21 protein-coding genes and 1 tRNA gene are annotated in these 26,895 nt (G+C 70.2%); 5 read left to right on the top strand and 17 right to left on the bottom strand.

All coding sequences use genetic code 11. The features are described 5' to 3' along the window. Positions 1-161: 161 nt before the first annotated feature. Positions 162-392 carry a hypothetical protein gene (locus NBY69_RS16920; RefSeq protein ID WP_250301792.1) on the bottom strand — a complete coding sequence of 77 codons (231 nt, stop codon included), beginning with the start codon at positions 390-392 and terminating at the stop codon, positions 162-164. 109 nt (positions 393-501) lie between these two features. Between NBY69_RS16920 and NBY69_RS16925 the strand changes: the two genes are divergently transcribed. Both NBY69_RS16925 and xerC read left to right on the top strand, forming a co-directional pair. Continuing rightward, a complete protein-coding gene (locus tag NBY69_RS16925) occupies positions 502-1,167 on the top strand; it encodes a helix-turn-helix domain-containing protein (RefSeq protein ID WP_250301793.1) in 666 nt (221 codons plus the stop codon). Beyond that, entirely contained in the window at positions 1,164-2,837 is a 1,674-nt protein-coding gene (gene xerC / locus NBY69_RS16930; protein ID WP_250301794.1) for a tyrosine recombinase XerC, read from the top strand. Before NBY69_RS16925 ends, xerC begins: the two co-directional genes overlap by 4 nt. 47 nt (positions 2,838-2,884) lie before the next feature. Here the strand turns inward: xerC and NBY69_RS16935 are convergent. Then, positions 2,885-2,957 (bottom strand) — tRNA-Arg (locus tag NBY69_RS16935). Between the two features lie 364 nt (positions 2,958-3,321). Here NBY69_RS16935 and NBY69_RS16940 point away from each other — a divergent pair. Both NBY69_RS16940 and NBY69_RS16945 read left to right on the top strand, forming a co-directional pair. Beyond that, entirely contained in the window at positions 3,322-4,278 is a 957-nt protein-coding gene (locus NBY69_RS16940; RefSeq protein ID WP_250301795.1) for a phosphorothioated DNA-binding restriction endonuclease, read from the top strand. A gap of 224 nt (positions 4,279-4,502) precedes the next feature. Then, a complete protein-coding gene (locus NBY69_RS16945) occupies positions 4,503-6,542 on the top strand; it encodes a family 20 glycosylhydrolase (protein ID WP_250301796.1) in 2,040 nt (679 codons plus the stop codon). A gap of 39 nt (positions 6,543-6,581) precedes the next feature. Here NBY69_RS16945 and NBY69_RS16950 read toward each other — a convergent pair whose 3' ends face one another. The 7 genes from NBY69_RS16950 to NBY69_RS16980 form a co-directional block, all read right to left on the bottom strand. After that, positions 6,582-7,322 (bottom strand): NEW3 domain-containing protein, encoded by a 741-nt coding sequence (locus NBY69_RS16950; RefSeq protein ID WP_250301797.1) that lies wholly within the window; start codon positions 7,320-7,322, stop codon positions 6,582-6,584. Between the two features lie 384 nt (positions 7,323-7,706). Next, a complete protein-coding gene (locus NBY69_RS16955) occupies positions 7,707-9,980 on the bottom strand; it encodes a ricin-type beta-trefoil lectin domain protein (RefSeq protein ID WP_250301798.1) in 2,274 nt (757 codons plus the stop codon). Between the two features lie 80 nt (positions 9,981-10,060). Beyond that, a complete protein-coding gene (locus NBY69_RS16960) occupies positions 10,061-11,689 on the bottom strand; it encodes a beta-N-acetylhexosaminidase (RefSeq protein ID WP_250301799.1) in 1,629 nt (542 codons plus the stop codon). A gap of 8 nt (positions 11,690-11,697) precedes the next feature. Beyond that, the gene (locus NBY69_RS16965) at positions 11,698-12,573 is read right to left on the bottom strand and encodes a carbohydrate ABC transporter permease (protein WP_250301800.1); all 876 of its coding nucleotides are present in this window, start codon (positions 12,571-12,573) and stop codon (positions 11,698-11,700) included. After that, positions 12,570-13,667, bottom strand: a complete 1,098-nt coding sequence (locus tag NBY69_RS16970; protein WP_250301801.1) for a carbohydrate ABC transporter permease — start codon at positions 13,665-13,667, stop codon at positions 12,570-12,572. The genes NBY69_RS16965 and NBY69_RS16970 overlap by 4 nt, the downstream gene beginning before the upstream one ends. Further along, positions 13,654-14,979 carry an extracellular solute-binding protein gene (locus NBY69_RS16975; protein ID WP_250301802.1) on the bottom strand — a complete coding sequence of 442 codons (1,326 nt, stop codon included), beginning with the start codon at positions 14,977-14,979 and terminating at the stop codon, positions 13,654-13,656. The genes NBY69_RS16970 and NBY69_RS16975 overlap by 14 nt, the downstream gene beginning before the upstream one ends. A gap of 188 nt (positions 14,980-15,167) precedes the next feature. Further along, positions 15,168-16,358 carry an ROK family transcriptional regulator gene (locus NBY69_RS16980; RefSeq protein WP_250301803.1) on the bottom strand — a complete coding sequence of 397 codons (1,191 nt, stop codon included), beginning with the start codon at positions 16,356-16,358 and terminating at the stop codon, positions 15,168-15,170. Positions 16,359-16,556: 198 nt separating this feature from the next. Between NBY69_RS16980 and NBY69_RS16985 the strand changes: the two genes are divergently transcribed. Next, positions 16,557-16,931 (top strand): DUF488 domain-containing protein, encoded by a 375-nt coding sequence (locus NBY69_RS16985; protein WP_250301938.1) that lies wholly within the window; start codon positions 16,557-16,559, stop codon positions 16,929-16,931. Between the two features lie 114 nt (positions 16,932-17,045). Here NBY69_RS16985 and NBY69_RS16990 read toward each other — a convergent pair whose 3' ends face one another. From NBY69_RS16990 to NBY69_RS17025, 8 genes are all read right to left on the bottom strand, one after another. Further along, positions 17,046-18,248 carry a zinc-binding dehydrogenase gene (locus NBY69_RS16990; RefSeq protein ID WP_250301804.1) on the bottom strand — a complete coding sequence of 401 codons (1,203 nt, stop codon included), beginning with the start codon at positions 18,246-18,248 and terminating at the stop codon, positions 17,046-17,048. Further along, the gene (locus NBY69_RS16995) at positions 18,245-18,547 is read right to left on the bottom strand and encodes a putative quinol monooxygenase (RefSeq protein ID WP_250301805.1); all 303 of its coding nucleotides are present in this window, start codon (positions 18,545-18,547) and stop codon (positions 18,245-18,247) included. Before NBY69_RS16995 ends, NBY69_RS16990 begins: the two co-directional genes overlap by 4 nt. Positions 18,548-18,552: 5 nt before the next feature. Next, on the bottom strand, positions 18,553-19,209 hold the full coding sequence (locus NBY69_RS17000) for a glycerol-3-phosphate responsive antiterminator (protein ID WP_250301806.1): 657 nt from the start codon (positions 19,207-19,209) through the stop codon (positions 18,553-18,555). Between the two features lie 41 nt (positions 19,210-19,250). Next, positions 19,251-20,804, bottom strand: a complete 1,554-nt coding sequence (locus NBY69_RS17005) for an FAD-binding oxidoreductase (RefSeq protein ID WP_250301807.1) — start codon at positions 20,802-20,804, stop codon at positions 19,251-19,253. After that, positions 20,801-22,474: a glycerol-3-phosphate dehydrogenase/oxidase gene (locus NBY69_RS17010; protein WP_250301808.1), complete on the bottom strand. Its 1,674-nt coding sequence runs from the start codon at positions 22,472-22,474 to the stop codon at positions 20,801-20,803. The genes NBY69_RS17005 and NBY69_RS17010 overlap by 4 nt, the downstream gene beginning before the upstream one ends. 92 nt (positions 22,475-22,566) lie before the next feature. After that, on the bottom strand, positions 22,567-24,120 hold the full coding sequence (locus tag NBY69_RS17015; protein ID WP_250301809.1) for an FGGY family carbohydrate kinase: 1,554 nt from the start codon (positions 24,118-24,120) through the stop codon (positions 22,567-22,569). Between the two features lie 80 nt (positions 24,121-24,200). Then, the gene (locus NBY69_RS17020) at positions 24,201-25,631 is read right to left on the bottom strand and encodes an MFS transporter (RefSeq protein ID WP_250301810.1); all 1,431 of its coding nucleotides are present in this window, start codon (positions 25,629-25,631) and stop codon (positions 24,201-24,203) included. Between the two features lie 317 nt (positions 25,632-25,948). Continuing rightward, positions 25,949-26,863, bottom strand: coding sequence for an RNA polymerase sigma factor SigF (locus tag NBY69_RS17025; RefSeq protein ID WP_250301811.1), 915 nt, complete (start codon positions 26,861-26,863; stop codon positions 25,949-25,951). Positions 26,864-26,895 lie beyond the last annotated feature (32 nt).

Genomic DNA, 26,895 nt, shown 5'->3' on the forward strand with positions numbered 1-26,895 from the left:
GGGAGCTATGGGGCCTCCGGCGTTGCACCGCCGGAGGCTCTCCCCTTTCCCGCAGGCACTGGGGTACCGCGAGGGACCACGGACAGTACGGTCACGCCCGGCCACAGTCCAGCGATTCTGTGTCAGCTCAGCGCAGAACTGTTTGCTACGCTCCCGCCCTTTCACGCGGCCTGGCCCAACAGGATCAGCAGATCCGCGGTCACGACCCGATAGGCGTTGCCCAGCCGTAGGACCTTGCACGGGTACGCGCCGCGCTTCGCCAGCTCATACCCCTTGCTCCGCCCGAGCCCAAGGGCGCGGTTGCTGGTTTCGAGGTCAACGGCTACCGGCAGGGCCAGCAGGTCCTCACGACTCATCCCTTTCGGCGATCCCTCTGCGGTGTTTTCGCGCATGCGCCATGCCTTTCCGTACAGCCGTCGGCGAACGCGGGCATCACGTCCGGCTCCAGGCAGCCACCAATCAGGATCCACAAGTTAATGTGTCTACATGACACAATGCCGTGTGGATGATGAAGCGGACGACTTCCCGGAGTGGGTGGACCGGGTCCAGGCGAACGTGGCCGGCGAAGTCCGCCGCAGACGAAAGGAGATGGGGTGGAGCGCGCAGGAACTGGCCGACCGGTGCGAGCAGCTCGGGCACCCGATCCCGCGCAATGTGATCGCCAACATGGAGTCCGGCCGCAGGGCCGGCCTGCCGCTGGTGGACGTCTTGGTCCTGGCCGCCGCCCTGGAGACGTACCCCGCCTGCCTGATCTTCCCGGTCGGCTACGTCGAGGAGACCCAGGAGCTCCCCTTCCAGAGCCTCGTCCCCACTTGGGACGCCCTGCGTCGCTTCTCCGGCGAACAGGAAGTCTTCGGGCGCGACCTGGGTCTCGTGCCCGACTTCGAAGCCCACGCGAGCCTCGTACGCACCGCCCTAGCAGCGCTCGACGAAGAGGAGCAGGCACGGTTCGCGGCCAAGACGGCAACCAGCCGCGCCCAACAGGAAGAAGCCGAACGAAAACGGACCGAGTACGCCGACCAGGCCATCTCGGCCAAGTACAAGCTCCGTCACCTCCGTCGAGACCTCCTCGACGACGGAGCCGTCCCGCCCGACCTCCCACCCTCACTCCACGACGTCGACCCGCCCGAATGGGCCCCCGATACCACCACGGAGGAACGCCCTTGAAGGGATCCACCCACCGCCGCTGCTACTGCCGCGACGCCGAGACCGGCAAGCCGCTCGGCAAGAAGTGCCCCAAGCTCACCAGCCGCAAGCACGGCTCCTACTCCATACGCCAGGAGCTCCCACCCCGAGCCGACGGAATCCGCCGATCCTTCAGCCGTGCCGGCTACGAGAGCATCAAGGCTGCCCAAGTCGACCTCGACCACATACGGGCGCTTCTCGGCCTCGCCGACTCCGATGACTCCGAAGGTCTCGATCAGATCGCCGAGTTGCTGGAGAAGGTGGCAGACGAGAAGGCTCCGCTACCGGACATCGAGGCGACCCGTCGGCGCCTGAGCCACGGCCTGGACCTCACCAGCCGCCTCACGGTCGGCGAGTGGCTGGACATCTGGCTGGCGGGCAAGAAGGGGCGGCAGAGTGCAATCAGCCGCGACGAGAGCAATATTCGCGTCCACCTTCAGCCGCGCATCGGGCACGTACGGCTCGACCGCCTTCGGGTCACTCACCTCTCGGAGATGTTCGAGGCCATAGCCGAGGCCAACGTCGAGATCGCCGAGGGGAACGCCGCACGACGCAAGGCGTTCGAGGATCTCGCACAGATTGCCTGGAAGGGGCGCGAGCCCCGCGCCCGCCGTAAGGCGATGAAAGCGGCCATCGCCGAGATGGATCCCTACCGCCGCATTGTCGGTCCGGCGACGCGGCAACGTGTTCGCTCCACGCTGCGGGCAGCGCTGAACGCGGCGATCGCCCAGCAGCTGATCACCTTCAACCCGGCCGCCCACGTCGAGCTGGAGGCCGGCAGGCGCCCCAAGGCGCTTGTGTGGACTGAGGAGCGCATCCTCCATTGGAAGCGCACCGGAGAGAAGCCCTCGCCGGTGATGGTCTGGACGCCGGAACACACCGGGCTCTTCCTCGACCATGTAGCCGAGGACCGGCTGTACGCGCTGTTTCACCTGGTCGCTTTCCGCGGACTTCGGCGAGGCGAGGCGTGCGGTCAGAGGTGGACCGACACGAACCTGGACGCCGGGCTCCTCACGGTCGCCAAGCAACTCGTGGTGAACGGCTGGGAGGTGTACGAGGACGATCCGAAGACGGACGCCGGAGCGCGCACCATCGCCCTCGACTCCGACACGGTCCAGGCCCTGACACGGCACCGTGCCCAGCAGGACAAGGACCGCAAGGAGTGGGAGAGCGCCTGGGTGGAGACCGGAAGGGTCTTCACCCGTGAGAACGGAGAACTGCTCCACCCTGCCAACGTCACGCGGCGGTTCATCGAACTGCACGAGGAACTCGGTCTACCGCCGATCCGGCTCCACGACCTCCGTCACGGTGCCGCCACCCTGGCTCACGCGGCCGGTGCCGGCCTGAAGGACATCCAGGAGATGCTCGGCCACTCCTCGATCACCATCACGTCGGACACGTACACGAGCCTGCTCCCCGAAGCGGATCTGGCAATCGCAGAGGCTGCGGCCCGGCTCGTGCCGCGAGCGCGCACAACCCCCGAGAACATCGCTCCCGAGGCGGAGGCCGAGCTCGACGACGCAGAGTCTGCCGACGCGGAATCCGTGCCGGATGGTGCTGATCCGTTGGGGGAAATCCGGGAGATCAACTTCCCGTCCGCTCACGCACCGCTCACGCAAACGGCCCCGGACGAGAAGTCCGAGGCCGAGTAAGACCCCTCCCTGGGGGAGAAACCCCAGGTCAGAGCGGTAGTGCGTTGTGCCCCCGGCAGGATTCGAACCTGCGACACCCGCTTTAGGAGAGCGGTGCTCTATCCCCTGAGCTACGAAGGCGGGGATCTGCCGGAAACCGTGTCCGAAACCCGGCCCGGGTGGGCGAGGGATTCAGGCCGGCCAGCCGACAGGGTTGTGGTGACCGGGCCTGTGAGGGCTAGGTCACCGCGGACAGTGTAGCGGGTGGGGCGGTGTCGGTCCGAGCGGCCGGGGGGCTGAGGAGGGTCTCTGGGGTGGGAAGGCCGGGTGCGGTGGTGGGGGGCCTGTTTCTCAGACCGATCTGAACCTTCAGCCGTGCGGCGACGCTCTTCGCTCACTCCAGCCGATACGCGCCCCTGCGGCTTGCGCGGGAGCCCGTGCGTGGGGTCTTCTGCCGTAGCCCCTGCGTGAGCGGTGTCGTTGAAGGCGGGACGGGTTGGACTCTGTGACACGAGACGAGCTGATGAGGTCGCTGGCCGCGCTGCGGCAGGCACAGATCGGCAGCCGCCGGGCGCCGCACAAGCCGTTGCTGGTGCTCTGGCTGCTGGGGAGGTTCTCCGCGTCCGGCAGCACCGCAGTCACGTACGGCGAGGCGGAAGAACCCGTCAGCCGGCTGATCAACGACTTCGGTCCGGCCGTGACGAGCGTCGCCCGCGCGAGGCGCCGGGCCGCCATGCCGTTCGTGCACCTGGAGCGCGACCTGTGGGATCTGCGGGACCGGGACGGGGTACCCATCGGGCCGGACGTAGCCGAGCGGGGTGGCCTCCTGCGGGATCGGGGTGCTCATGGGCGGCTGCGGCCCGAGGTCGAGATGCTGCTGGCCGATCCGGGGACCCTCGCGGCGGCGGCTCGGCTCCTGATGGAACAGCACTTCACTCCGGCGTTGGACGTGCTCATCCGCGATGCAGTCGGGCTGGATCTGGCCGATGCCGATGCCGATGCCGATGCCGACGCCGACGCCGACGAGACGGAGCAGGCGCCGAGGGGGAGGAGACGGCGGAGGCGGCGGGCCGGGTTCGCCGAGGAGGTGCTCCTTGCCTATGGGTATGCCTGTGCTTTCTGCGGGTTCGACGGTGCGCTCGGGCGTCACCCCGTGGGTCTGGAGGCCGCGCACGTACGGTGGCACAGCCAGGACGGCCCCGACGAGGTGAACAACGGGCTGGCGCTGTGCTCCCTGCACCACACGCTCTTCGACCTCGGGGTTCTGGGGCTCCTGCCCGATCTGCGCATTCAGGTCTCCCAGCTGTACGTGGCGCGAAGTCGGGCCGGCCGGGCCGTCGACGACCTTCACGGACAGCCGGTCGCGACGGGCAGACCCGGGCGACCCGCTGTCGAGCCGGAGTTCGTCGTCTGGCACGGGAAGCAGGTCTTCAAGCGCCCGGGGGCGCAGGTGGGGCGATAGGAGGCGATAGGAGTGAGAGGGATCTTGAACTCGGCTGTAGTGAGCTGTAGTTGGGCTCTGGGGGGGGGCGGGACGTGCTCGCGCCCTGTGTCTATGCGCGAAGTTGATTGCAGGACCGCCTTTTCGGTCGTATCTGCGCACGACCTCTGGACCGTCACTTGGCCCGCCCCTATCGTCTGACATCCGATGTCAGAGATTCGTCGAGCCTCGGGACGGTACTGCTCATGAGACGTTTCATCCGGCATGTCCTGCCGGTCGTACTGCTCGTCGTCGGCGCCGCTCCCCTCGGAGTCGCGGGCGCCGCCTCCGCCTCCGCCTCGCCCGTCACTGCCGCTGCCGCCGCCGTCAATCCCGCTCCGGCTGTTCAGCCCGGGATCCGCGAATGGCGCGGCGGACACGGTGAGTTCCGTCTGACGCCCCGCTCCCGGATCGTCCTCGGTGGCGCCGATGCCGCCGAACTCCGGTCCATGGCACGTACGTTCGCGACCGATCTGGGGGCTCTCGCCGGGCGCATCCTGCCCGTCGTCACCGGTACTCCGAAGGCTGGTGACATCGCGTTGCGTTCCCGTAGTGCCGACGCCCAACTCGGGGCGCAGGGCTACGTGTTGAACATAGGCAACGTCCTGGAGGTGGACGCCACCGGGGACACCGGGGTCTTCTACGCCACCCAGACCATCGAGCAGGCCATCAAGCTCGACGACCGCCACACCTCGATACCGCGCGGCACCGCCCGCGACTGGCCGGACGTCGAGCAGCGTGCGCAGATGCTCGACGTGGGGCGCAAGTTCTTCTCCATCGGCTACCTCAAGACGCAGATCCGTGAGATGGCCTGGCAGAAGCTCACCACCTTCCATCTGCACCTCACCGACTGGGAAGGCTTCCGCATCCAGCTGCCGCAGTTCCCCGGTCTTGCCGCAGCTGACTCCTACAGCCCCGCTGACCTGCGGGAACTGCAGGACTATGCCCGTACGTACCATGTCGACGTCATCCCCGAGATCGACCTGCCCGGCCACGCCACCCCCCTCACCACCTACGATCCGAAGCTGCGCTTCGCCTGTACCTCGATGGACCAGGGGAAGTGGCCCGGTGGTGAACTCGGCGGCTGGACCCTGGACATCACCAAGCAGCACACCCGTGACTTCGTGCACGACCTCCTCGAAGCCGTCATCCCGTTGTTCGACAGCAAGTACGTGCATGTCGGCGGCGACGAGATCGGTCTGGACGACAAGAAGAACGCCTGCCCGGAGCTCGTCTCCTACAAGAACGCGCGTGGCTTCGGTTACACCGGGGACGTCTTCGTCGACTTCCTCAACACCCTGAACAAGCAGGTGCGTTCGCACGGCAGGACCACCGAGGCGTGGGAGTGGTGGGACCAGTACGGACAGCAGTCCTCGATCGCACCCGACAGGACGATCGTCCTCGACGACTACATCGACAGTGATCCGTCGCCGCTGGTCGCCAAGGGGTACACCGTGGTCGCCTCGCCCGAACCCGTGCTGTACGTGAGCCCCGGCTTCGGGCAGAAGATCGGCGACTACGGCTACGTCGATGTCGGTGACACTTACGAGAACTACGCGTTCCCGACACCGGCGGTGGGCGGCGGACGGGTTCTCGGCTACAAGGTCTCCCGGTGGTCCGACAGCGCCGAGACGCAGAGCACCGCGTTCTTCGACCACTTCGCGCGCCGGCCCCTGGAGGTGTTGGCCGAGCGCACCTGGGGCTCGCCGCGGGTTCCCTCCGCATGGACGTTCCTGAGTCAGGTGGATGCCATCGGTGGCCCGCCCGGCAGCACCGCGTTCAGCCTGCGTGCGCTGCCCAAGGCCGGGATGACGGTCAGCACCGACAGCGAGGAGACCACCGCGGAGGACGGGCGCGCGATCAATGTCCTCGACGACGATCCGTACTCGGCCTGGCACACGGCCTACAGTCCGGCCGCGGCACCGATGCCGCACCACATCACCCTCGACCTGGGCGCGAACCGGCAGCTCGCCGGGTTCCGCTACCTGCCCCGGCAGGACGCCGGGACCAATGGGCGCATCGGGGCCTGGACCTTCGACGTCAGCTCCGACGGCGTCCACTGGCGTACGGCGGCCCGGGGGACCTTCGCCGACGACCAGACGGAGAAGGAGATCACCTTCCCGACGACCTCGGCACGTCACGTCCGGCTCACGGCGACCTCCGCGGCGAACGGCCTGCCGTACGCGGGGGCGGCCGAACTCACCCTGCTGCGGCCCGATTCCGACAGCGGGCCGGACAAGTCCTAGTGGGACGGACCCGGCCGGCCCGGGATGTCACCCGGGATGTCAGAAGACGTCGGTGTGGTCCCCGGTGGCCGTGGCGGACGTCCGTGTCCCGTCCGGGGCGGTGCCGGACACCGTCAGGTTCGGCGTGAATCCCTGGTCGAGGTCGGCCTGGGTGATCATCCGCCGGCCGCTCGCCGCGCCCCGGCAGATGTAGTCGGCGCCGGGCGCGAGGGTGGCTTGTGCGCACGCCGCCAGGTTGCCCAGATCGCCGGTCAACTGCACGTCGGTGAGCGGGGTGTTGCCGGGGTTGGACACCCGGATCCAGTACGACATGACGTCGTCGAGCGCTCCGGTGGCACCTGCTGCCTGGATGTTGTCGAGGACCGGCAGCGCCGATATCCGGGGCGCCGCCGGGGCGTTCGCGGCGGGGGTCACGCTGACGGTGGCCGTGCCGTAGGCGTGTGCGTCACGTACGGAGTAGACGGCCTTGAGCTGCGTCCGGCCCGTCGCGGTGAGGGGTACGTCGACGGGCAGCGTCACGGTGGCGCCCCGGCCCGGCTTCAGCGCCGGGACCGTCACCGCGGACGCCTTCCATCCGGCGGGCAGCTCGATCTCCGTACGGCCGGTCGGCAGGGGCTGGTCGTTCTGGTTGACCACACGGATCGACAGGTCCGTCCGCTCCCCCGCCTTCACTTCCTTCGGCGCGGTGACCGTGACGGGGGCGCAGACCCCGCCGAGCCACTTGAGGTCGAAGGAGGAGTAGGTGATGTGCTGGTAGCCGGAGCGTTGCCGGGGCTTCAAGACGCCCCTGGTGAGCCGTCAAGGGGTCCGTGGGACGGGTGAGTTGAGATGCCGTGACGCGAGAACGGCGAGCGGGGCGCGGCGTCCCGGAGGCGCCGCGCCCCGCTCGCTGATGCCTGGGAGGCTCATGTCAGGGAGGCTGATGCCCGGGTGGTCGATGCCCGGGGGGTCGATGTTCGGGAGCACGGACCCGCGCCTCCCCGCGCACTCCGGGATCTCGCCGGAGCGTGACTGGCTGACAGCTTCCTGAAGCCGCGGACCGGCCGGTGTCCGGAAGCGAGCGACGGGGTCTTCCCCGAGCCGGCGTACTCACGTGGGCGGGCTCGGAGAAGACCCCGGTGCGGGATCGCCGGGGATCCGTCCGATCCCCGACAGCCGTGTCTGTCAGGAACGGAACGACAGCAGCTGGGCCGGGTCCGTGCTCTGCGGAGCCGTCACGGCCGAACCGTGCTTGTCCAGGCTCAGGGCGAGCCCGCTGTAGCGGTTGACCAGGCGGTACGTGCCGGTGGCCTTCGAGGCGCCCCCCTTGGCCGGGGACTTCACGATCTCCTGGAGGTACCACTGGGCGGTGGCCGGTGCCTCGGCGCCCGCCGTACCGGACGATACGGCGGCGCCCCAGGCGCGGCCCTTCGTCCCGTCGGCGACGCGCAGCGGGCGCCCGTCGCCTCCGGTGACCGTGTAGAAGCCGTCACCGGTGCCGGTGACCTGCCACTTCTGGGGCTTGCCACCGGCCAGGGCGTTCGGACCGGACAGTGCGTTCGGACCTGCCAGGGCGTTCGGACCGGACAGGGGGACCGGCTGGGACAGGGCGACCGGCTTCCCGCCGGAGAGCGCGAGCGACCTGCCGTTCGCGGCCTTGATCTGCCGGGCCTTGCCGCCGGTCGGGGAGGCGGGCAGCTCCGTCTTCGACGTGGGCTCGATGGTGATGTCGGCGTACTCACCCGTGTACGTGTCGCAGTAGAACGAGCAGTACGAGCGGAACGTCCGGCCCACCACGTTGGACGTGGTCTTCGTCTCCGAGTCGAGGAACCACCGGTACCACGAGGCGTTCTGGTTCTCCGCGACGCTGCCCATGTCCACCCACTTCTGGGTGGCCAGGTCGTCCGTCGCGTAGAAGTGCAGCGGGGACTTGGTGTCGGTGGCCTGGGCGATGTTGTTCTGCGGGGTGCCGATGTACTTGCCCAGGTAGGCGTTCCAGGTGATGTTCATGACGGTCAGCTGGGAGTTGTCCGGCATGGCGCCCTGCGTGACCTGGTCCGCGGCCTTCCCGGCGGTGGACGGCTGGTACTCGTCGGCGGGTGCGGTGTAGCCGGTGCCGTTGCCGTCCGACGGGATGATGTTGGATTCCGCGCCGCCGGTGCCCGGCGACTGCCAGGTGCCGTCGTGCCACTTCCTCCATGAGGACGGCGCCATCTTCTGCGCGATGGGCGCGCGCGCCACGTGCTGGTGCCAGACGCTGCCGCCGCCGGACTTGTTCAGCACGCGGTCCGCGTAGAAGACGTAGAAGTACCCCGAGGCGTTGTCCACGTACAGGCGCGGGTCGCCGTCGCCGTAGTCGTACGTGTCCTTCGGGAACTGGCCGGTGTCGTCGCGCTTCGTGCTGTACGGCGAGGTGATGACGTGGTCCTCGATCGACCAGGTCCTGCCCTGGTCCTTGGAGACGGCGTAGTCGATGCCGTCGTAGTGCATGCCGTCGCCGAAGGGCTTCGGCGTGAACTCGTTGTGCACCAGGCCGTACCAGTCACCACTGCCCGGATCGACCCACACGCCCGCCAGGTCGCAGTAGTTGGGCTGGGCGTAACCCGTGGAGCCCGGGGTCGGGGTGGCCTCCTTGCCGGTGGGGCTGTTGTTGCAGCGCCATGTCGTGTCGTCGTTGCGGTCCTGCGCGTTGGCGGGGTTCACCGCGCCGGATATCGGGTCGGGCTTCGCGGAGTCGAAGTCGGCGCCGCTGAAGAACGCCCAGGTGCGCGGGTCGTTCGCGCCGTACAGGGCGTCCGACTGCTGGTAGTAGAACCGGCCGTCCTTCGCGGTGAACACTCCGGCCGGGGTGTCGTCGGGGTTGTCGTACGCGACGGGGGCACCGCCCGAGAGCCGGTACGCCGGGCCGGGCGCCGACCCGGCGGTCCACTGCTGGGTGAGCTGCTTCGGGTCGCACGAGGCGAGGCCGACGCGCGAGTGGTTCACGACCTGTCCCTGTACGGCCACGCACTTGCCGGACTTGGCGCTGTAGATGGTGCCGTCGGGCAGGTACCGGAACTTCTGCTGGTTCACCCGCGCGCAGTCGTAGAGCTGGACGAGCGCGCCGGTGGCGTCCGAACCGCCGGTCACGTCCAGGCACTTGCCGAGCACCTTGAGGGTGCCGTCGTCCGCCCAGCTGAACTGCTGGGCGGTGCCTCCGTTGCAGTCGAACAGCTGGAGGGCGGTGCCGTTGGCCGAACTGCCGTCGGTGACGTCGAGACACTTGCCGCCGAGGGTCACCGTCCCGGAGGCCGCGGCTGTGCTTGCGGTGTTTGTGGTGCTTGCGGTGCTTGCGGTGTTTGTGGTGCCTGCGGCGGTTGCAGCGTTCGCGGCGGGCAGGCCCGCCACCCCCGCTGCCACTGCCATGGTGAGCGCGGACGTGGCCGCGAGTGCGGCCCGTCGTCCTGTTCCTGGCTTCACTGTTTCTCCCTCGGAATCACGTGATGAAGGTGGTACGGGGGGACTGCGCCGAACTGTCGGGAGCGTTCGCCGGGGCGCGCTCAGGTCCTGATGGTGGCCACGAGCCCGTCGATGAGCTCGGCCCACTCGGTGCGCGTGGCCGGTTTGCCGGGGACGCCCGGCCGGCTCTGCCAGGGCAGCGGGCCGTCCTCCCGCCGGTACTCGACGCCGAGCGCGTCGAGCCGGGCCAGGTGGGCGCGCAGCCGTACCCGGAAGTCGTCGAAGTCGCGCTCGCCCCCGCTCCACAGCGCCTCCGCGATGGCGCACAGGCGCGGGAAGACGTAGTAGTCGACGGTCCGGGGCGAATCCATGTGCTCGGTCCAGATGTTGGCCTGCCCGCCCAGGATCCGGGCCGTCTCCTGCTCGGTGAGCCCGTCGGGGACCGGGTCGAAGCGGTACGCGTCCGCGAGCGTCAGCGGCACCGCGAACGGGATCGGCTCGCTGTCCAGCTCCGACTGCCGGTAGTCCAGGTACACCTGGTCGTCGGGGCAGGAGATCACGTCGTACCCCCGGCGCGCCGCCGTACGGGCACCGGTCATGCCGCGCCAGGAGGCGACGGCCACTCCCTCGGGAACCTCCCCCTCCAGGATCTCGTCCCACCCGAACACCCGGCGCCCGCGCGCGGCGACATGCGCGCCGATCCGGCCGAGGAACCACGCCTGGAGCTCCTTCGAACCGCCGAGCCCCCGCTCACGCATCAGCTCCTGGGTGCGCGGGTCGGTGTCCCACTGGTCCTTGGGGCACTCGTCGCCGCCGATCCCGATGAACGGGGCCGGGAAGAGGTCCATCACCTCGTCGAACACCCCGAGGAAGAAGTCGACCGTCGACTCCTCGGCGTTCAGGATGTTCGTGTTGATGCCCCACCGCGGGCTCGTCTCCAACTGTTCGCCCCGTACGCCCAGTTCGGGGTAGGCGGCGATGGCGGCCTGCGAGTGGCCCGGTACGTCGATCTCCGGCACGACGGTGATGTGCCGCTGGGCGGCGTACGCGACGATCTCGCGCAGGTCGTCCTGGGTGTAGTAACCGCCGTGCGGGCGGCCGTTGTCGGGGGCGTCCGGTGCGGCGCCGAGCTGGGACTCGCGGCGCCAGGAGCCCACCTCGGTCAGCCGGGGGTGGCGCAGGATCTCCACCCGCCAGCCCTGGTCGTCGGTCAGGTGCAGATGGAGCGTGTTGAGGCGGTGCATCGCCAGCAGATCGAGGAAGCGCAGTACGTCGTGCTTGGGCATGAAGTGCCGGGCCACGTCCAGCATCGCGCCGCGCCAGCGGAACCGCGGGGCGTCCTCGACGGCCCCGTACGGCACCGCCCAGCGCACCCCGGCCACCGGGGCCGCGCGGTAGACCTGCGGGGGCAGCAGCTGGCGGAGCGCCTGGCAGCCGTAGAAGACGCCCGCCGCGTCGCCACCCGCGAGGGCGACTCCGTCCGGGCCGCAGGTCAGGCGGTATCCCTCGGAGGGGAGGCGGGGATCCAGGGTCAGTGCCAGGGCGGGGCTGCCGGGGGCGGGGCCGGCCACGCCGGTCACCGGCAGCGGCAGGCCGGTCGCCGGACGCAGGACCGACTGGAGCCAGTGGGCGGTCGGCGCCAGTTCGCCGGGCGCGGTGATCCGGGTGGACGGGTCCAGCGGGAACGAGCCGTCGCCGGACGAGGCCGAAGCGGGGCGGGGAAGGAGCATGGTGCGGGTCATCCCTTCACGGCGCCGGCGGACATGCCGGACACCAATTTGCGTTGGATGATCAGGAAGAAGACGACCACCGGCAGGGAGAAGATCACCGAACCGGCCATCTGGCCGCCGAAGTCGGTGCCGGTGACCGGGGTGCTGAACGACGCCAGCCAGACCGGCAGCGTGTAGTGGTCCTGGTCCTTCATGAACGTGTAGGCGACCAGGTAGTCGTTCCACGCCGTGATGAACGCGAAGATGCTGGACGCGATCACGCCCGGCGCGACCAGCGGGAAGAGGATCCGGGTCAGGGTCTGCCAGGTGGTGGCGCCGTCGAGCCGCGCGGCCTCCTCGACCTCGGCCGGGACGGTGAGGAAGAACCCGCGCATGACCCAGATCGAGAACGGCAGCACGGTGGCCACGTATGCGAAGACCAGCCCGATGTAGGTGCCCAGCAGCCCGAGTTCGTTGAAGATCAGGAAGGTCGGGATGAGCAGCGCCGTGATCGGCAGCATCTGCACGATCAGGATGGCCACCATGAGGGTGCGCCTGCCGCGGAAGCGGAACCGGGACAGCGCCGCCGCGGCGAACGTCCCCAGGACCACGGCCAGCAGCACCGCGCCGCCCACCACGATCAGGCTGTTGCGCAGGCTGGTCAGGAAGCTGGTCTGGTTGATCGCCACGTCGAAGTTGCGCAGCGTGGGGGAGTGCGGCCAGAAGTGCGGGGTCGGCGTCATCGCCTCGGAGCGGGGCTTGAACGCCGTGTTGACCATCCAGTAGACGGGGAAGATCCACACGAGGCAGAAGGCGACGGCGAGGGTGTTGTTCAGCCGGCCGCCCCGGGGGCTCCCCGCCCGGTAGCGGCGGTTCTTCACGCGGTTTCCCGTACGGCCGCTCACAGATCCTCCCCCGAGCGCAGCAGGTTGCGGATGTACACAGCGGTGATCCCCAGCAGGATTGCGGTGGTGATGACCGACAGGGCCGCGCCCTGACCGATCCGGAACGATACGAACGCCGTCTTGTACGCGAAGATCCCCAGCGTGCTCGTCGCCGAGTCGGGGCCGCCCGCGGAGACCAGCCAGATCTGGTTGAAGACGTTGAAGTCCCAGATCACCGACATGATCGTGACGAGCAGCAGGGTCGGGCGCAGGAACGGCAGCGTCACCGACCACCACACCCGCCACTCGCCCGCCCCGTCCAGCCGCGCGGCCTCGGGCAGCTCCACGGGCATCTGCGTGAGCCCCGCGTACAGGGTCAGCGCGATGAACGGCACCGCCTGCCACACCACCAGCAGCCAGATCGACACGTACGCGAGCGAGGCGTTCTGCCCCCAGTCGGTGTTGGTCATGTCGCCGAACACGTGCACCTGGGTGAGCAGCCAGTTGACGACCCCGTAGCCGGGCTGGAACAGCCACTTCCACACCAGGGAGGAGGCGACGTTCGGCATGGCCCAGGCGAAGATCAGGACGACCGTCACCGTCATCCGCATCGCGGTGCGCAGCCGGGTGAGGAGCTGGGCCACACCCATGCCGACCACGATGCTGCCCGCGACCATGGCCACGGTGAACAGCACGCTGCGCACCAGCGACTTCCAGAACTCCGGGTCGGAGAACATGTCGGCGTACTGCTGGGTGCCGACCATGTTGAACTCGCCGGTGAACAGGGTGCGTTGGTTGTAGTCCGTGAACGAGGTGAAGATCAGGAACAGCACGGGCGCCACGCTGAAGGCGGCCATCACCAGCCCGGCGGGCGTGAGCAGCCACACCACCGCCCACTGCCGCCGGGGCTTCACCGGCCGCTCTCCGGGCCGTCCGGTACGAGCCGTGGCGGACGCTTCCGCATCCGGCTCCCGGCCCGGCTCGTGGCGGGGCTTGCGTTTCGACGTACGTGCCGACTTGCGTTCCGACTTACGTTCTGCGGGGTCCCGGTCCTCGGTGAGCAGGTCGCGGGCGCCCGGCGTGCGGGGGCGGCCCGCTCCGTCAGCCGGTCGCATTGAGGGCCTTGTCCACCGCCGCGTCGAAGATCCCGGCCGCGTCCGCCGGGGACTTCTTGCCGGAAGCGACCGCCGAGAACAGCTGGTTGACGGACTTGTCCGCCTCCAGCGCCGCCCACTTCGGGCTGGCCGGGGTGGCCCGGGAGTTCAGCGCGGCCTCGAAGAAGCCCTTCTTGAGCGGGGCGGCCTTGCCCATGGCCTTCTCGTTCGCCTCGGCGCTGTTCGGGTTCCAGCCGTCGTGTCCGACGATCCACGTGTCCTGGACGGCCGGGCTCGCGGCGATCTTCATCCACTGGAGAGCCAGGTCCTGGTGCTTGCTCTTGGCCGCCACGCCCCACACGGCGCCGCCCAGCATCACCGGCTGTGCGTGGCCGGAGGCGCCCGGCAGCGGGAACGACCCCAGGTCGGCGTCCGTGAGCTTGGGGTTGGCCTTCTCGATCTGGGCGATCTGCCCGCTGGTCGCGGTGATAGCGCCCGCCTTGCCGTCGGCGAAGACCTGGAGCTGGTCGGGGTTCTGCGGGTCGGCGGTGCGGGAGGCGGGCGACGAGTACGCGTTCTGGAACTTCTTGAACGCGGCGAGACCGGCCTGCCCCTTGGCGGTACCGAAGCCGCCCGTCCACTTGTCGCCCTTCCGGGTGGCTATCTCGCCCCCCGCGTCCCAGACGAACTGCAGTCCGGTGGCCCAGTGCTGGCCGGGCAGGTAGAACGGCGAGAAGTCGGAGGCCTTGTTGGCCGTCCTGACCTTCGTCAGGGCCGCGGTCAGTTCCTCGTAGGTCTTCGGCGCCTGCTTGACGCCGGCCTTCGCCCACATCGTCTTGTTGTAGATCACGGCGCGCGCGGCGGCGAAGCCCGGCACGGCGTACAGCCTGCCGTCGACGGTGGAGGGGTCCTCCAGGCCGGGGAGCCATTTCTGGCCCTGCTTGAGGTCCTTGGCGTACGAGGTCAGGTCCATCAGGCCACCGCTGGAGGCGTAGCTCGCGACCTGGGTGTTGCCGAGGTCCAGCACGTCCGGCGGGGTGTCGGTGGCCAGCGCCGTGGTGAGTTTGGTGGCGATGCCGTCCCAACTCTGCGTCTGCATGCTGACCTTGGCGCCGGTCTTCTCGGTGAACGCCTTCTTCATCGCCGCGAGCGACTCGGGGGAGTAGTCGTCCTGCATGACCCAGACGGTGAGGGTCTTGCCCGTGCTCTTCGCGGCGGAGACCTTCTGATCCCCGCCGCCGGAGCCGCCCGTTCCGGAGCCGTGGCAGCCGGTCAGGGTGAGAACCGAAGCCAGTCCGAGGGCGCCGGCCGCGGCGAACCGTGAGTGTTTCATCGCAACTCCTGTGAGTAAGGGGAAGGATCAAGCAGGAAGAAGGGCGTGGGGAACGCGGAGAAGGTCGCAGGGCAGCGCGCGGGTAGGGCCGACCGGTACATGGGGGCCGACCGGTTCGTGGGGGCCGGCCGGTACAGGGGGGCCGACCGGAACCTGGGGGCCGACCGGTACAGGGGGGTGGGCCCGTGTCACAGCACCCCCAGCTCCGCGGCGAGCACCAGACACGCACCGCCGAGCAGGGTCAGATCGGTGTCCCCGGCGAGGGAACGGATGTCGAGAGCGACGTTGACCGGGCCGAGCGTGCGCGCCCGTACGACCTCCCGTGCGGCGTCCAGGAATTCGCCGTCGACCAGTTCGGGCGGGCCGGTCAGCACGATCTCGTTCAGGTTCAGGACGCTGATGATCGGGGCGAGTACGGCGCCGAGCGCCCGGCCCGCCTCCGACCGGAGCGCGGGCCACTCCTCCTCGGCCGCCAGCTCCAGGCGCCTGCTCAAGTGGCCCGCGTCGATGGCCAGATCGAGGCAGCCGCGCCGCCCGCACATGCACAGCTCGCCGTCCTCGTCGACGGTGACGTGCCCGATCTCGCCCGCCGCGAACTGCTCTCCCTCGACGCGTTCGCCGCCGACGATCAGCCCCGCGCCGACACCGTGCTCGATCGAGATCACCATGAGGTTCTGGGTCCGCGCGTCCCGGAAGTGCAGCACCCCCAGCGCCGCGAGGTTCACGTCGTTGCCGACGTACGCCGGGATGCCGAAGTGCTCGGTCAGCTCCGCCGCCAACGGCAGGTCCGTCCAGCCGAGATGGGCGGCGAGACGGATGACCCCGGAGTCGTCGATGATGCCCGGCGAGCCGACGCCGATCCCGAGGACCCGGCGCGGCGCCGCCTCGACCAGTTCGGCGGTGAGCCGGAGCACCAGTTCGTGGGCCGCCCGGCCGAGGGCGTTGCCGAGCGGTACGTCCCGGCGTTCGACGGCCTCGCCCCGCAGGTTGAGCACCGCGCCGCTGAACCGGTCGTTGTGCGACAGGTCGAGCACCACGAGGTTCACCGCGTCGTCCTCGATCCGGACGAGGCTCGCGGGCTTGCCGAGCCGGGTGCCGTCCTGGCGCGGGCCGATGTCGGCGACGAGCCCGTCCTCCTCCAGGTCCGCGACCAGCGCGGAGATGGTCGGCGCGGTCAGCCGGGTCGCCCGTGCGATCTCCGAACGGCTCCGGGGGCCCTCGTGGTACAGCGTCGCCAGCACCAGCGACCGGTTGTGCACCCGGCTGTCCAGCGTGCTCGCCTTGGTCCGCTCCGGAGGCCGCCGCTCCAGCGCAGGCACCTGGAGCAGACTGCGCTGCGGACGGCGGGACCTGGCAGGGGGGACGGCGGATTCGGCCATGGAGTGAGAACGCTTCCTAAAGAGGCTTTACTTAAGATGCTTTAGAGAGTCGGGGTGCACCCCGGCCGCCGTCAAGAGGAAGGACGAAATATTTCGGCCACGCCAGGCGGCCCGGCGTGCGACGGCCTAGGCTCGATGGAGGCCGCCCGCGGAACCCGGCAGGCCGGGCGGGCGCACGGTTACGTCGCGGAGGACGCCATGGCGGAGAACGTCGGCTATCACCGGATCTATGACGACACCACGCCGCAGGACGGCACCCGGGTGCTGGTGGACCGGATCTGGCCGCGTGGCATACGCAAAGAGGACGCCCATCTCGACGAGTGGATGCGCGAGGTCGCGCCGTCGACCGAGCTGCGCAAGTGGTACGGGCACGATCCGGAGCGGTATCAGGAGTTCCGGCGCCGCTACCTCGTCGAACTTCGCGACAGCGAACATCAGCAGGCGTTCGAGCGCCTCGGTGATCTCGCCGGGAAGGGGCCGGTGACCCTGCTGACCGCGAGCCGGGACCTGGAGCACAGTCAGGCCGCGGTCCTCGCCGAACGGCTCTCCCGCAAGGGCCGGGCCGGGGCCTGAGCCGGGGCCTGAACAGGACTCGGACGCAAGGGGCCGGGGGCCCGAAACGCGTTTCGGCCACTGCCGGGCGTGCTGCCCCGGCAGTGGCCGAACGGTGTACGGATGGAGCCGCTCTCAGCCCGCCGACGCCGTTGCTACTCCCGTCGGCGCCGTCGCTACTTCAGTGCCCTCAGCGCCTTCATTGCCCAGCGCCCCCGACGTGTCCAGCACCTGCCGGATCGCCCGGCCCGAGGCCAGCTCCTCCAGCGCGTCGTTGATGCCGGTCAGCGGGAGCGTCCCGGTGTGCATCTTCTCCACCGGCATCAGGCCCGCGCGCCACAGGTCGAGGAAGCGGGGGATGTCCCGGCGCGGCACCGCGTCGCCCATGTAGGAGCCGAGCAGGGACTTGCCCTCGCCCGCGAAGGCCAGGGCCGGCACCTCCAGTACGCGGTCGGGGGCCGGGAGACCCACCGAGACGACCCTGCCGCCCCGGGCCACCGCGGTCAGGCACTCGGCCATGACCTTGGGGCTGCCCACCGCCTCCACCGCCAACTCGGGGCCGCCGGAGGTCAGTTCACGGATCGCGGCGAGCGCGTCGGCGGGTGCGTACGCATGGGTCGCGCCCAGCTGGAGCGCCAGGGCGCGCTTCTCCTCGACCGGGTCGACCGCGATGATCGGGTAGGCGCCCGCCGCCCGCGCGCCGAGCACCGCGGACAGGCCCACACCGCCGAGGCCGTAGACGACCGCCGACTGGCCGGGGCGCAGGGCCGCCGTGTTGATGACCGCGCCCGCGCCCGTCAGGACCGCGCAGCCGAACATCGACGCGACCGTGAACGGGACGTCCTTGGGGATCGGGACCAGCGACTCCTGTGCCACCACGGTGAGTTCGGCGAACGCGGAGACCCCCAGCTGGTGGTGGACCGTCCGGCCGGCCGAGTCCCGGAGGAGCGACGGACCGTGCAGCAGGCCGCCCGAGCCGTTGGCCGCCGCCGCCTGCGCGCACAGCGCCGGGCGGCCCGCCGCGCAGTCGCCGCAGAAGCCGCAGCTGGGGACGAACACCAGCGCCACGTGGTCGCCGGGGGAGAACCGGCGCACGCCGGGGCCGGTCTCCTGGACCACGCCCACCGCCTCGTGGCCGAGGGCCATCGGGAGCGGGCGGACCCGGTCGCCGTTGACGACCGAGAGGTCGGAGTGGCAGAGGGAGGCGGCGGTCACCCGGACCAGGACCTCGCCCTCGCGCGGACCGCCCAGGGTCAGTTCCTCCACCTCGACGGGACGGGTCCCGGAGTAGGGGCGCGCCGTCGACACGTCACGCAGCACCACCGCGCGGGTCTTCACGCCGTCACCTCCGGACGCGGGGCGCAGCGCAGTACGTCGCGGCTCTCCAGGAGCGGCACGACCTGGCCGAGCACGATCTCCTGGAAGTGCGGGGTGGCGCAGTGGGCGGTGAAGTCGGCCTCGGTCGCGTACTCCTCGTACAGCACGACCGCCCGCGGGTCCTCGGTGCCCTGGTGGACGCGGTAGCCGAGGTTGCCGGGCTCCTGGCGGGAGGCGGCGGACATCGTGTCGAGGAGGGCGAGGACGGTCTGTTCCGCGCCGGGCCGGGTGCGGTAGCGGGCTATGACCACGTACGTCATGGGGGTTACTCCTGGGGTGTGGCGGGCCTCTTGAGGGCGGACGGCGGGACCGGCGGCAGCTGGTCGCGGCGCAGGTGCCAGAGGCGGGGATCGGACGTGGCGGCGGCCACCGACCCGAGGGCCAGCGCGAGTGCCACGTCCGCGGGGGTTTCCACGAAGCCCGCGGCGACCGACGGGGACATCGCGCGCTGGGCCTGCGCGCTCATCCGGCCGATGATCGGGGCGGGCATGATCTCGACCAGGTCGGGCGCCCCGCGGGAGATCGCGTCGGTGGAGCGGCGCAGATTGGACCGGTCGGTGACGAAGACCTTCATCATCGTCAGCAGGCCGAGCGGGCGGCCCTTCTCTATGAGGGAGAGCCGGGTGCTCACCACGCCGTGGGCGCCCATGTTCTTGATGAACTCCAGCGCGCCCCGGTCCTGTGCCAGACCGGGGCTGCTGTCGACGTTCACGAACACGGTCTTCCCCGCCCGGCCCAGCGCCGGTACGACCTGGGGCAGTTGCCCCACGGCGAACGACGCGAGGATGCACACCTTGACCGGTGCGGTCAGGAACTGCCGCAGCGGCTGGGCGCCGACGACCGACGCGATCACCGGCACCTCGGCGAAGGCCGGGGCGAGCCGGGGATCGAGTGCGGCGCTGGGCCGGGGGGAGGAGCTCATACGGATGCCTGCCTGGGACGGGCGGGTGGGTGCCCGCTGGGTCAGTTCAGCGGAGACGTACCGAATCGGCTGGGAAGCCCCAGTTTGCCAGGGTTGAGAATCCCGGTCGGGTCGAGGGCCGTCTTCACCGCGACGAACGTGGCGAAGCCCGCGCCGAGCGCCTCCTCCAGGTACGGACCGCGCAGCAGACCGCAGCCGTGGTGGTGGCTGAGCGCCGCGCGGTGCTTGATGAGCACGGCGTTGGCCGCGTCCCACACCGAGCGGTACCAGTCGCGGCGCGACTCGGGCGCCACCTCGCCGCGCAGCGAGAAGTAGACGCAGGCGCCGTCGGTGTACGCGTGGGACTGGTGGGCCGAGGCCGCCAGGGTGCCGGGCACCGACTGGATCGCGGCGACCACCTCGTCGTAGATCACCGGGAGGTCGGTCCAGGACGCGGCCATCTCCAGGGTGTCCGCGACGAAGCCGGGGCCCGGCGTGAAGCCGTCCGCGGACTTGCCGACCAGCATCCGCTCGTCCAGCCAGCGCTCGAAGACCGCCTTGCTGTCCAGCTCGGGTCCGAACGCCGCGCACACCTCGGACGCCACCTTGATCGAGGCGTCGACGATGGTGGGGTCGCCCTCGTCGGCGATCAGCAGGAGGTTGGTGTCCGGGTGCCCGAAGTGGGTGCCCGACTCCAGCTTGTCGTACAGGCGCAGTACGGCCGGGGTCGCGCCGCGCTGCATGATCTCGCGGCAGGCGTCCAGGCCTTCGGCGAAGGTCGCGAAGCCGTACGCGACGGCGTTGGCGTACTCCGGCAGCGGGTGCACGCGCAGCCGCGCCGAGACGATGACGCCGAGGGTGCCCTCGGAGCCGACGAACAGCTGGCGCAGGTCGGGGCCGATGGCCGCGCGGGCGTAGTCGCCGTACGTGGCACGGGTGCCGTCCGCGTGGATCACGTCCACGCCGATGACCATGTCCTCGATCTTGCCGTAGCGGGTGGAGAGCTGACCGGCGCCGCGGCAGGCGATCCAGCCGCCGACCGTGGAGACGGCGAACGCCGACGGCCAGTGGCCGGTCGTGACGCCGTACTCCTCCTGGAGCTGCTTCTCGAAGAGGTCGCCGAACATGCCCGCCTCGACGTCCACCACGTTCGACTCGGCGTCGAAGCCGGTGATCCGGTTCAGCGCGCAGACGTCCAGGACGACACCGCCGAAGACCGGCAGCGCCGCGCCCGTCACGTTGGAGCGGCCCGCGGACGGGGTGACCGGGATGCCGGCCGCGTGGCAGATCCGCAGCACGGCCGCGACCTGGTCGGCGTCGGCCGCCTCCACGATCACGGCGTCCGTGGTCGCCGGGCGCCCCTCGGTCTCGCCGATCATCGAGCCGGCCCACCAGTCGCGGGTCCGGGTGACGACCTCGTCGCGGGCGGTGTGCACCGCGTGCGCGGCCTCACGCAGCGCCTCGATCACGGTCTCGGGGACCTCGACCGGGTTCACCTGGAGCGCGGCCTCGCCGTCGCCGATGGGGGTGTTCTGCGCCCACTTGGCGAAGCTGGGGGCGCCGACCGTGTAGTTGCCGCGGTTGAACGGGTGGGTGATGGTCTGACGGCTGATCATGCTGCTGCTCCTTCGAGGAGTACGGACTTCTCATGACGGACTGCTTCGAGGTACTCGGCGACCGAACGGTCCACCGCCGCCTCGTCGAGGTTCAGTTCGCGGCCGAGGATCTCGCCGACGGCGGTGGCCGCGTCGGCGGAGGCGTCCCGGGCGAACAGGCGGGCGCGCATCCGGCGGGACAGGACGTCGTCGACCGAGCGGGCCAGCTCGGCGCGGGCCGCGTACACGACCTCCGCCTTCGTGTACGGGAGTCCCGCGACGATCGGTTCGGCCAGCGTCGGGTCGTCCTGGATGAGGTCGCCGACGAACCGGGCCTCGGTGCCGAACCGTTCGCCCAGGTGCGCGGCGATACCGCCGGACGCGGCGACGGCCTCGGCGTCGTAACCGGCGCCGCCGAGCAGCGGCAGGTTCGCCGTACGGCTCTTGCCCTTGCGGCCGAGGACCGTCATCACCTTGTCGATGACGAGCTCGCCCATGTGACGGCTGGTGGTGAGCTTTCCGCCGGTCACGGTGACCATGCCGGTGCGGCCGACCGAGATGTGGTGGTCGCGGCGCATGTCGAGCGTCGCGCCCTCCTTGCCACCGACCAGCGGACGCAGCCCGCCGATCGAGCCCACCACGTCGTCCGGGGTGAGCTTCCCCTCGAAGGCCGTGTTGGCGCCCTCCAGAAGGAAGTTCATCTCCTCGCGGGTGCAGTGCACATCGTCCGGGGAGCCCTGGTAGTCCTCGTCGGTGGTGCCCAGGACGACGCTGTTGCCCCAGCGGGTGCAGGTCGCGCGACGGGCCCGGCCGGGGATCGGCACGGTGACCGTGCAGTTGATCCGCACCTTGTCCCACGGCACCACGATGTGCACGCCCTTGGCGGGCCTGACCTGCGGCTGGTGGCGGTCGTCGGCCTTCGCGTCCAGCTCGTCGGTCCACACCCCGGTGGCGTTCACGACGGCCCGCGCCCGTATGTCGAGGGTGTCGCCGTCCACGGAGACCCGGGCGCCGGAGACCTTGCCCATCTGGGTCAGCAGACCCTCGGCCTTGGCGCCGTTGAGGACCGTCGCGCCGAGCGCGGCGGCGGTGCGGACGATGGTGAGGACCAGCCGGGCGTCGTCGGTGCGGGCGTCGAAGTACATCAGCCCGCCCTTGAGGTTCTCCGCGCGCAGCGTCGGCGCCTGCGCGAGGACCTCGGGGACCGACAGACGCTGGTGGAGCTTGCCGATCCGCCAGCCGCCGACCAGGTCGTACGTCCAGAGCAGCCCCTCGAAGCCCTTGGCCAGGCGGGCGTCGAAGATGCCCTCCTTCTCCAGGATCGGGAAGAGGAACGGCAACCGGTGTACCAGGTGCGGGGCGTTCTTGCGGAAGCGGTGACGCTCCAGGAGCGAGTGGCGCACCAGGTTGACGTTGCCCTGCTCGATGTAACGCAGGCCGCCGTGCACCATCTTCGAGGACTTCGAGGACGTGCCGGACGCGAAGTCGTCCTTCTCGATCAGGGCCGCGCGCAGCCCGCGCGAGGCCGCGTCGAGGACGGCGTACGCGCCGGTGATGCCGCCGCCGATGACGAGCACGTCGTACGTGTCGTCGGCCAGCCGGCGCTTCGTCGCCGCGCGGTCCAGCAGCAGCGGCTTCACACGGGTCGCCGCGGCGCCGCGCCCCGGTTTCCTGGCGGGCATGGTGATCACAACATCAACTCCTGGTGGTTCGGTGCGACGGCCGCGCGGTCAGGTACGGGCCGTCCAGGCGACGGTCGGGGCCGTCGGTGGGGGGCGTGAGGTCAGTGAGGTTCAAGAGGTTTCAGGGCCGGGTCGTCCAGGTGCGAGATCAGGACGTCGCGCCAGGCGGCCCGCTGTCCGGTGCGGTCGGCCGCGCTGATCGCGGGCTCGAAGGTCGTGCCGCGCGGCTGCGCCTCGACGACCTCGTCCAGCGAGGACCACAACCCCTGGGCGACACCGGCCAGATAGGCGGTGCCGCGCAGGCTGGCGGTGGCCGAGTCGGCGACCCGCTCCAGCGACAGGCCGGTCAGGTCGGCCTGGATCTGCAGGAGCGGGTCGCTGCCGGCCACCCCGCCGCCGACCCGGAGCCGGGTGAACGGCGCGCCCATGGTGTCCGCGACCCCGTCGATGAGGTCGCACACCGAGTGCGCGATCCCGTCGAGCACGGCGCGGGCCAGGTCGGCGCGGGTGGTGGCGAGGGTGAGCCCGGTGAGGGAGGCGGTGGCCTCCGGATGCCAGACCGGCGTACGGACCCCGGCGAGTGCCGGGACGAAACGCGGGGTGCGGCCCGGCCGGGTGGGGACCCGGCCCGCCTCCTCACCGAGTTCCTTCGGCGATGCGAACAACCCCAGGTCGTCGCAGAGCCAGCGCAGCGCCGAACCCGCTGTGGAGGTGTAGGCCTCCAGGCTGTAGTGGCTGATGTCGCCCTGCCGCCGGCCGGGCTGGGCGAGCACCCCGGAGATGTCCGGCCGGGGCAGGGCGGGCTCGGTGCCGGTCGCCGCGTCCACGAAGGCGCCGGTCCCGTACATGCACATGCCCTGCCCGGCGGCGAGCCCGCCGAGCGCGATCAGTGCGGCGTGCTGGTCGCCCATGGAGGCGGCCAGCGGGACGGCGATCCCGAGGATGTCCGGGTCGGTCGTACCGAACCCGGCGTCGTCGGACCGGAGTTCGGGCAGCAGGTCGAGGGGGAAGCCGAGCCGGTTGATCCACTCCTCGTCCCAGGCGTGCTGTTCGAGCAGATAACCGCCGGTGGACGCGGCGTTGGTGGGAGTGGTGGCGTGCACGGCGCCACCGGTGAGGCGCCAGATCAGCCAGGTGTCGACGGTGCCGAAGAGCAGCCGCCCCGCGCGGTGCGCGGCGGCCACCTCCGGGTGCGCGGCGATCTGCCGGGCCGCCCAGAGGAACGGCGCGCGGGCGCCGACCGGCCGGCCCTGCCGGGCCAGCAGCGCGGCGTCCCACTCCTTCTCGTAGGAGGTCAGCTCCTGCGCGTACCGCCGGTCCTGCCACACCACCGCGGGCAGCAGCGGCTGCCCGGTGACCCGGTCCCACAGCATCGCGGTGGCCCGCTGGGTGGAGAGCGCCACCGCGGTGATCCCGATGCCGTCCTCGCGGGCCCGGCCGACGGCGCGGCGCGCCACCTCGACGGTGGCGGACCAGATCTCCATCGGATCCTGCTCGACCGAGAGGTCGTCCGGATGGCTGACCTCGATCGACCGGTAGAACACCTCGTGGGCGGCGCCGGAGTCGAGGACGACTCCTGCTCTGGTGCCCGTGGTGCCTTCGTCGATGGCCAGCACACCGCGCCGTGGGGCGGCGCCGGGGAGCGTCTGCGTCATTGCAGCCCTTTCATTGCGAGCATCGCGAACGTGCTGAGGGGGAGGGGATCATCGTGTGGTGCGGCAGGCGCGGCGGACGGTCAGCGCGCGGTCGCGGGCTCCGGTGAACCTGCCGCACCCTCGGCCGCCGCCTCGTCGGGCGACTGCGCGCTCTTCGTCGGGTCCCACTTGATCGCCAGGCAGGTGATCATGCCGAGCAGCGGTACGACGGAGATCACCAGGAAGGTGTCGGCGAGCCCCAGCGAGTCCTTGATCTGCGGGAACACATACAGTCCGGCGACACTGCCGAAGCTGCCGACCATCCCGGTGACACCGGTGCCCAGGGCGCGCACATCACTGCTGTACGAGAGCGCCGCGATGGACTTGCCGTTGGCGCCGGGGCCCGCGGAGTGGCAGAGGATGAACAGCACGGGCAGCAGGAACGCCACGGCGGTCGGGACCTTCTCGAAGGTGAGGCCCATCGCGACCAGCGCGACGAACACCCCGCCGAACCCGAAGGCCGAGCTGAGCCGCAGGCCCAGGCGGCGGCCGAAGTACGCGGAGAGCAGGCCGCCCGCGATACCGAAGGCGTTGAACACCATCGAGCCGATGGTGGCCTTCTGGAAGCTCTCGCCGAAGATCGTCAGGCTGATCAGTGGGAGGTACCAGCCGACCGCGAAGTACTGCATGGACTGCCCCAGCGAGATCACCGAGGAGAGGATGGTCCGGGGCAGGTACTCGCCCTTGAAGAGCAGCCCGGCCTGGCGCATCCCGATCGCGGGGGCGGTGGTGGCGGCGCGGGTGGCGGCGTCGGGCTTCCCCGCGACGGCCTTGATCTTGTAGATCCGGTCCAGGCTGCGGACCGCGTCGTCCAGGCGGCCCTTGCCCGCGAGCCAGGTGGGGCTCTCGGAGAGCATCGTCCACTGGAGGATCAGCATCACAGCGGCCACGACCCCGGCGGAGCCGACCGACCAGCGCCAGATGTCCTGGCCCACGTCCAGGTTGAAGAAGACCAGGGCGAGCGCGAGGTTGCTGGTGGTGGCGACGTACCAGACGGCCTGCCACAGATTGAGCCGGCCGCTCATCTTCGCCGGGGTGTACTCGGCGAGCAGTGCCATGGCGACCGCGAAGTCGATCCCGTACGCGATGCCCACCAGGACCCGGCCCAGCCAGACGACGGTGAAGTCACCGGCGAAGCAGGCCAGCAGGGCGCCCGCGATGGCGAACACCTTGGCGATCAGCAGCGGGGGAACCCGGCCGAACCGGGTGGCGAGCCAGCCGCCGACCGGGTTGAAGATGATCGCCAGGGCCGGGGCGGTGGCCGTGAGGATCGAGACCTGGGTGCTGGACAGATGCATCTGGGCCGTCATGGGTCCCAGACCGGCGCTCAGCGCGGCGTTCGAGTAGGCGTCGAGGAACAGCCCGCCGAACACGAGGAACCAGATGACTTGCGCCCGGCCGGTGATCTTCCCCAGCCCATCGATGAGCGCAACGACGTCGGCGACGCCTTTGACGCTCGGACGTTGTGCCATGAATCCGCCTTCGAATGAAGACCCATCGGCGGCACGGGGAGCACAGAAAAAGCAGGCATGACGAAACCACCGACAGGTGGTCTATGTCTGTGCCTGCCAAAACACTGCGGAAAGCGCCGCAGCACGTGAACAACGAGAGTGCGTACTACTCAGTGAGGTTAGGAACCAGCCAGAGAAGCGTCAAGAGTTTCGGCCAGGTTACGCAAACGTGACGCGCGGCCCGCGTTGCGGGCCGCGCTCCGTACGCCTCGGTCCTGGCCGATCCCTGGGCCTGGCTGACCCCTGGCTCCGGCCGATCGCTGGCCCTGGCCCCCGCCTCAGTCCTCGACGAGCATTCCGCTGCGCAGCCGCTTCAGGATGCGCGCCAGCAGACGGGACACATGCATCTGCGAGATGCCGAGCTGCTCGCCGATCTGGGCCTGGGTCAGCTCCTCGCCGAAGCGCATCTCCACGATGCGGCGTTCGCGGGAGTCGAGCGTGTGCAGCAGGGGAGCCAGGGCGTGCAGGTCCTCGACCGTCTCCATCGCCGGGTCGGGCTCGCCCAGGACGTCGGCGAAGGTACGACCGCTCTTGGCCGCCTGGCTGTCGCTGCCCGAATCGTTGGGCATGTCCAGCGAGCCCGCGGTGTAGCCGTTGCTCGCGACGATGCCCTCGACGATCTCGTCCTCGGTGAGGTCGAGGTGCGCGGCCAGCTCGGCGACCGTCGGGTCGCGGTCCAGCAGAACCGCCAGGTGTTCCTTCCCCTTGGCGATCTCCACCCGCAGCTCCTGGAGCCTGCGCGGCACATGGACGGCCCAGCTGGTGTCGCGGAAGAAACGCTTGATCTCGCCGACGATATAAGGGACGGCGAACGTGGTGAATTCCACCTCGCGGGACAGGTCGAACCGGTCGATGGCCTTGATCAGACCGATCGTGCCGACCTGGGTGATGTCCTCCATCTCGCCGCTTCCGCGGTGCCGGAAACGGCTCGCGGCGAACCTGACGAGTGAAAGGTTCATCTCGATAAGGGTGTTGCGGGCGTACTGGTATTCATGGGTGCCCTCTTCGAGCACCTGGAGCTGATCGAAAAAGAGCTTGGAAAGTGCCCGCGCGTCCTTCGGTGCCACCTTCCCCGCATCCTCGATCCACGGAAGGCCGCCCACCTCCGGCGGAGCCGGAGCGGTCGGTACCGATCCTGCGGGCACAGCAGGTACCGGCTCGGTCGTGGCAGCATGCGCGGACTTCAGCGCCATGGTGTTCAGCCTCCCCAAGTAGCGGACCCCGT

The organism is Streptomyces sp. A 4/2 (genome assembly GCF_940670765.1).
Lineage (GTDB): Bacteria > Actinomycetota > Actinomycetes > Streptomycetales > Streptomycetaceae > Streptomyces.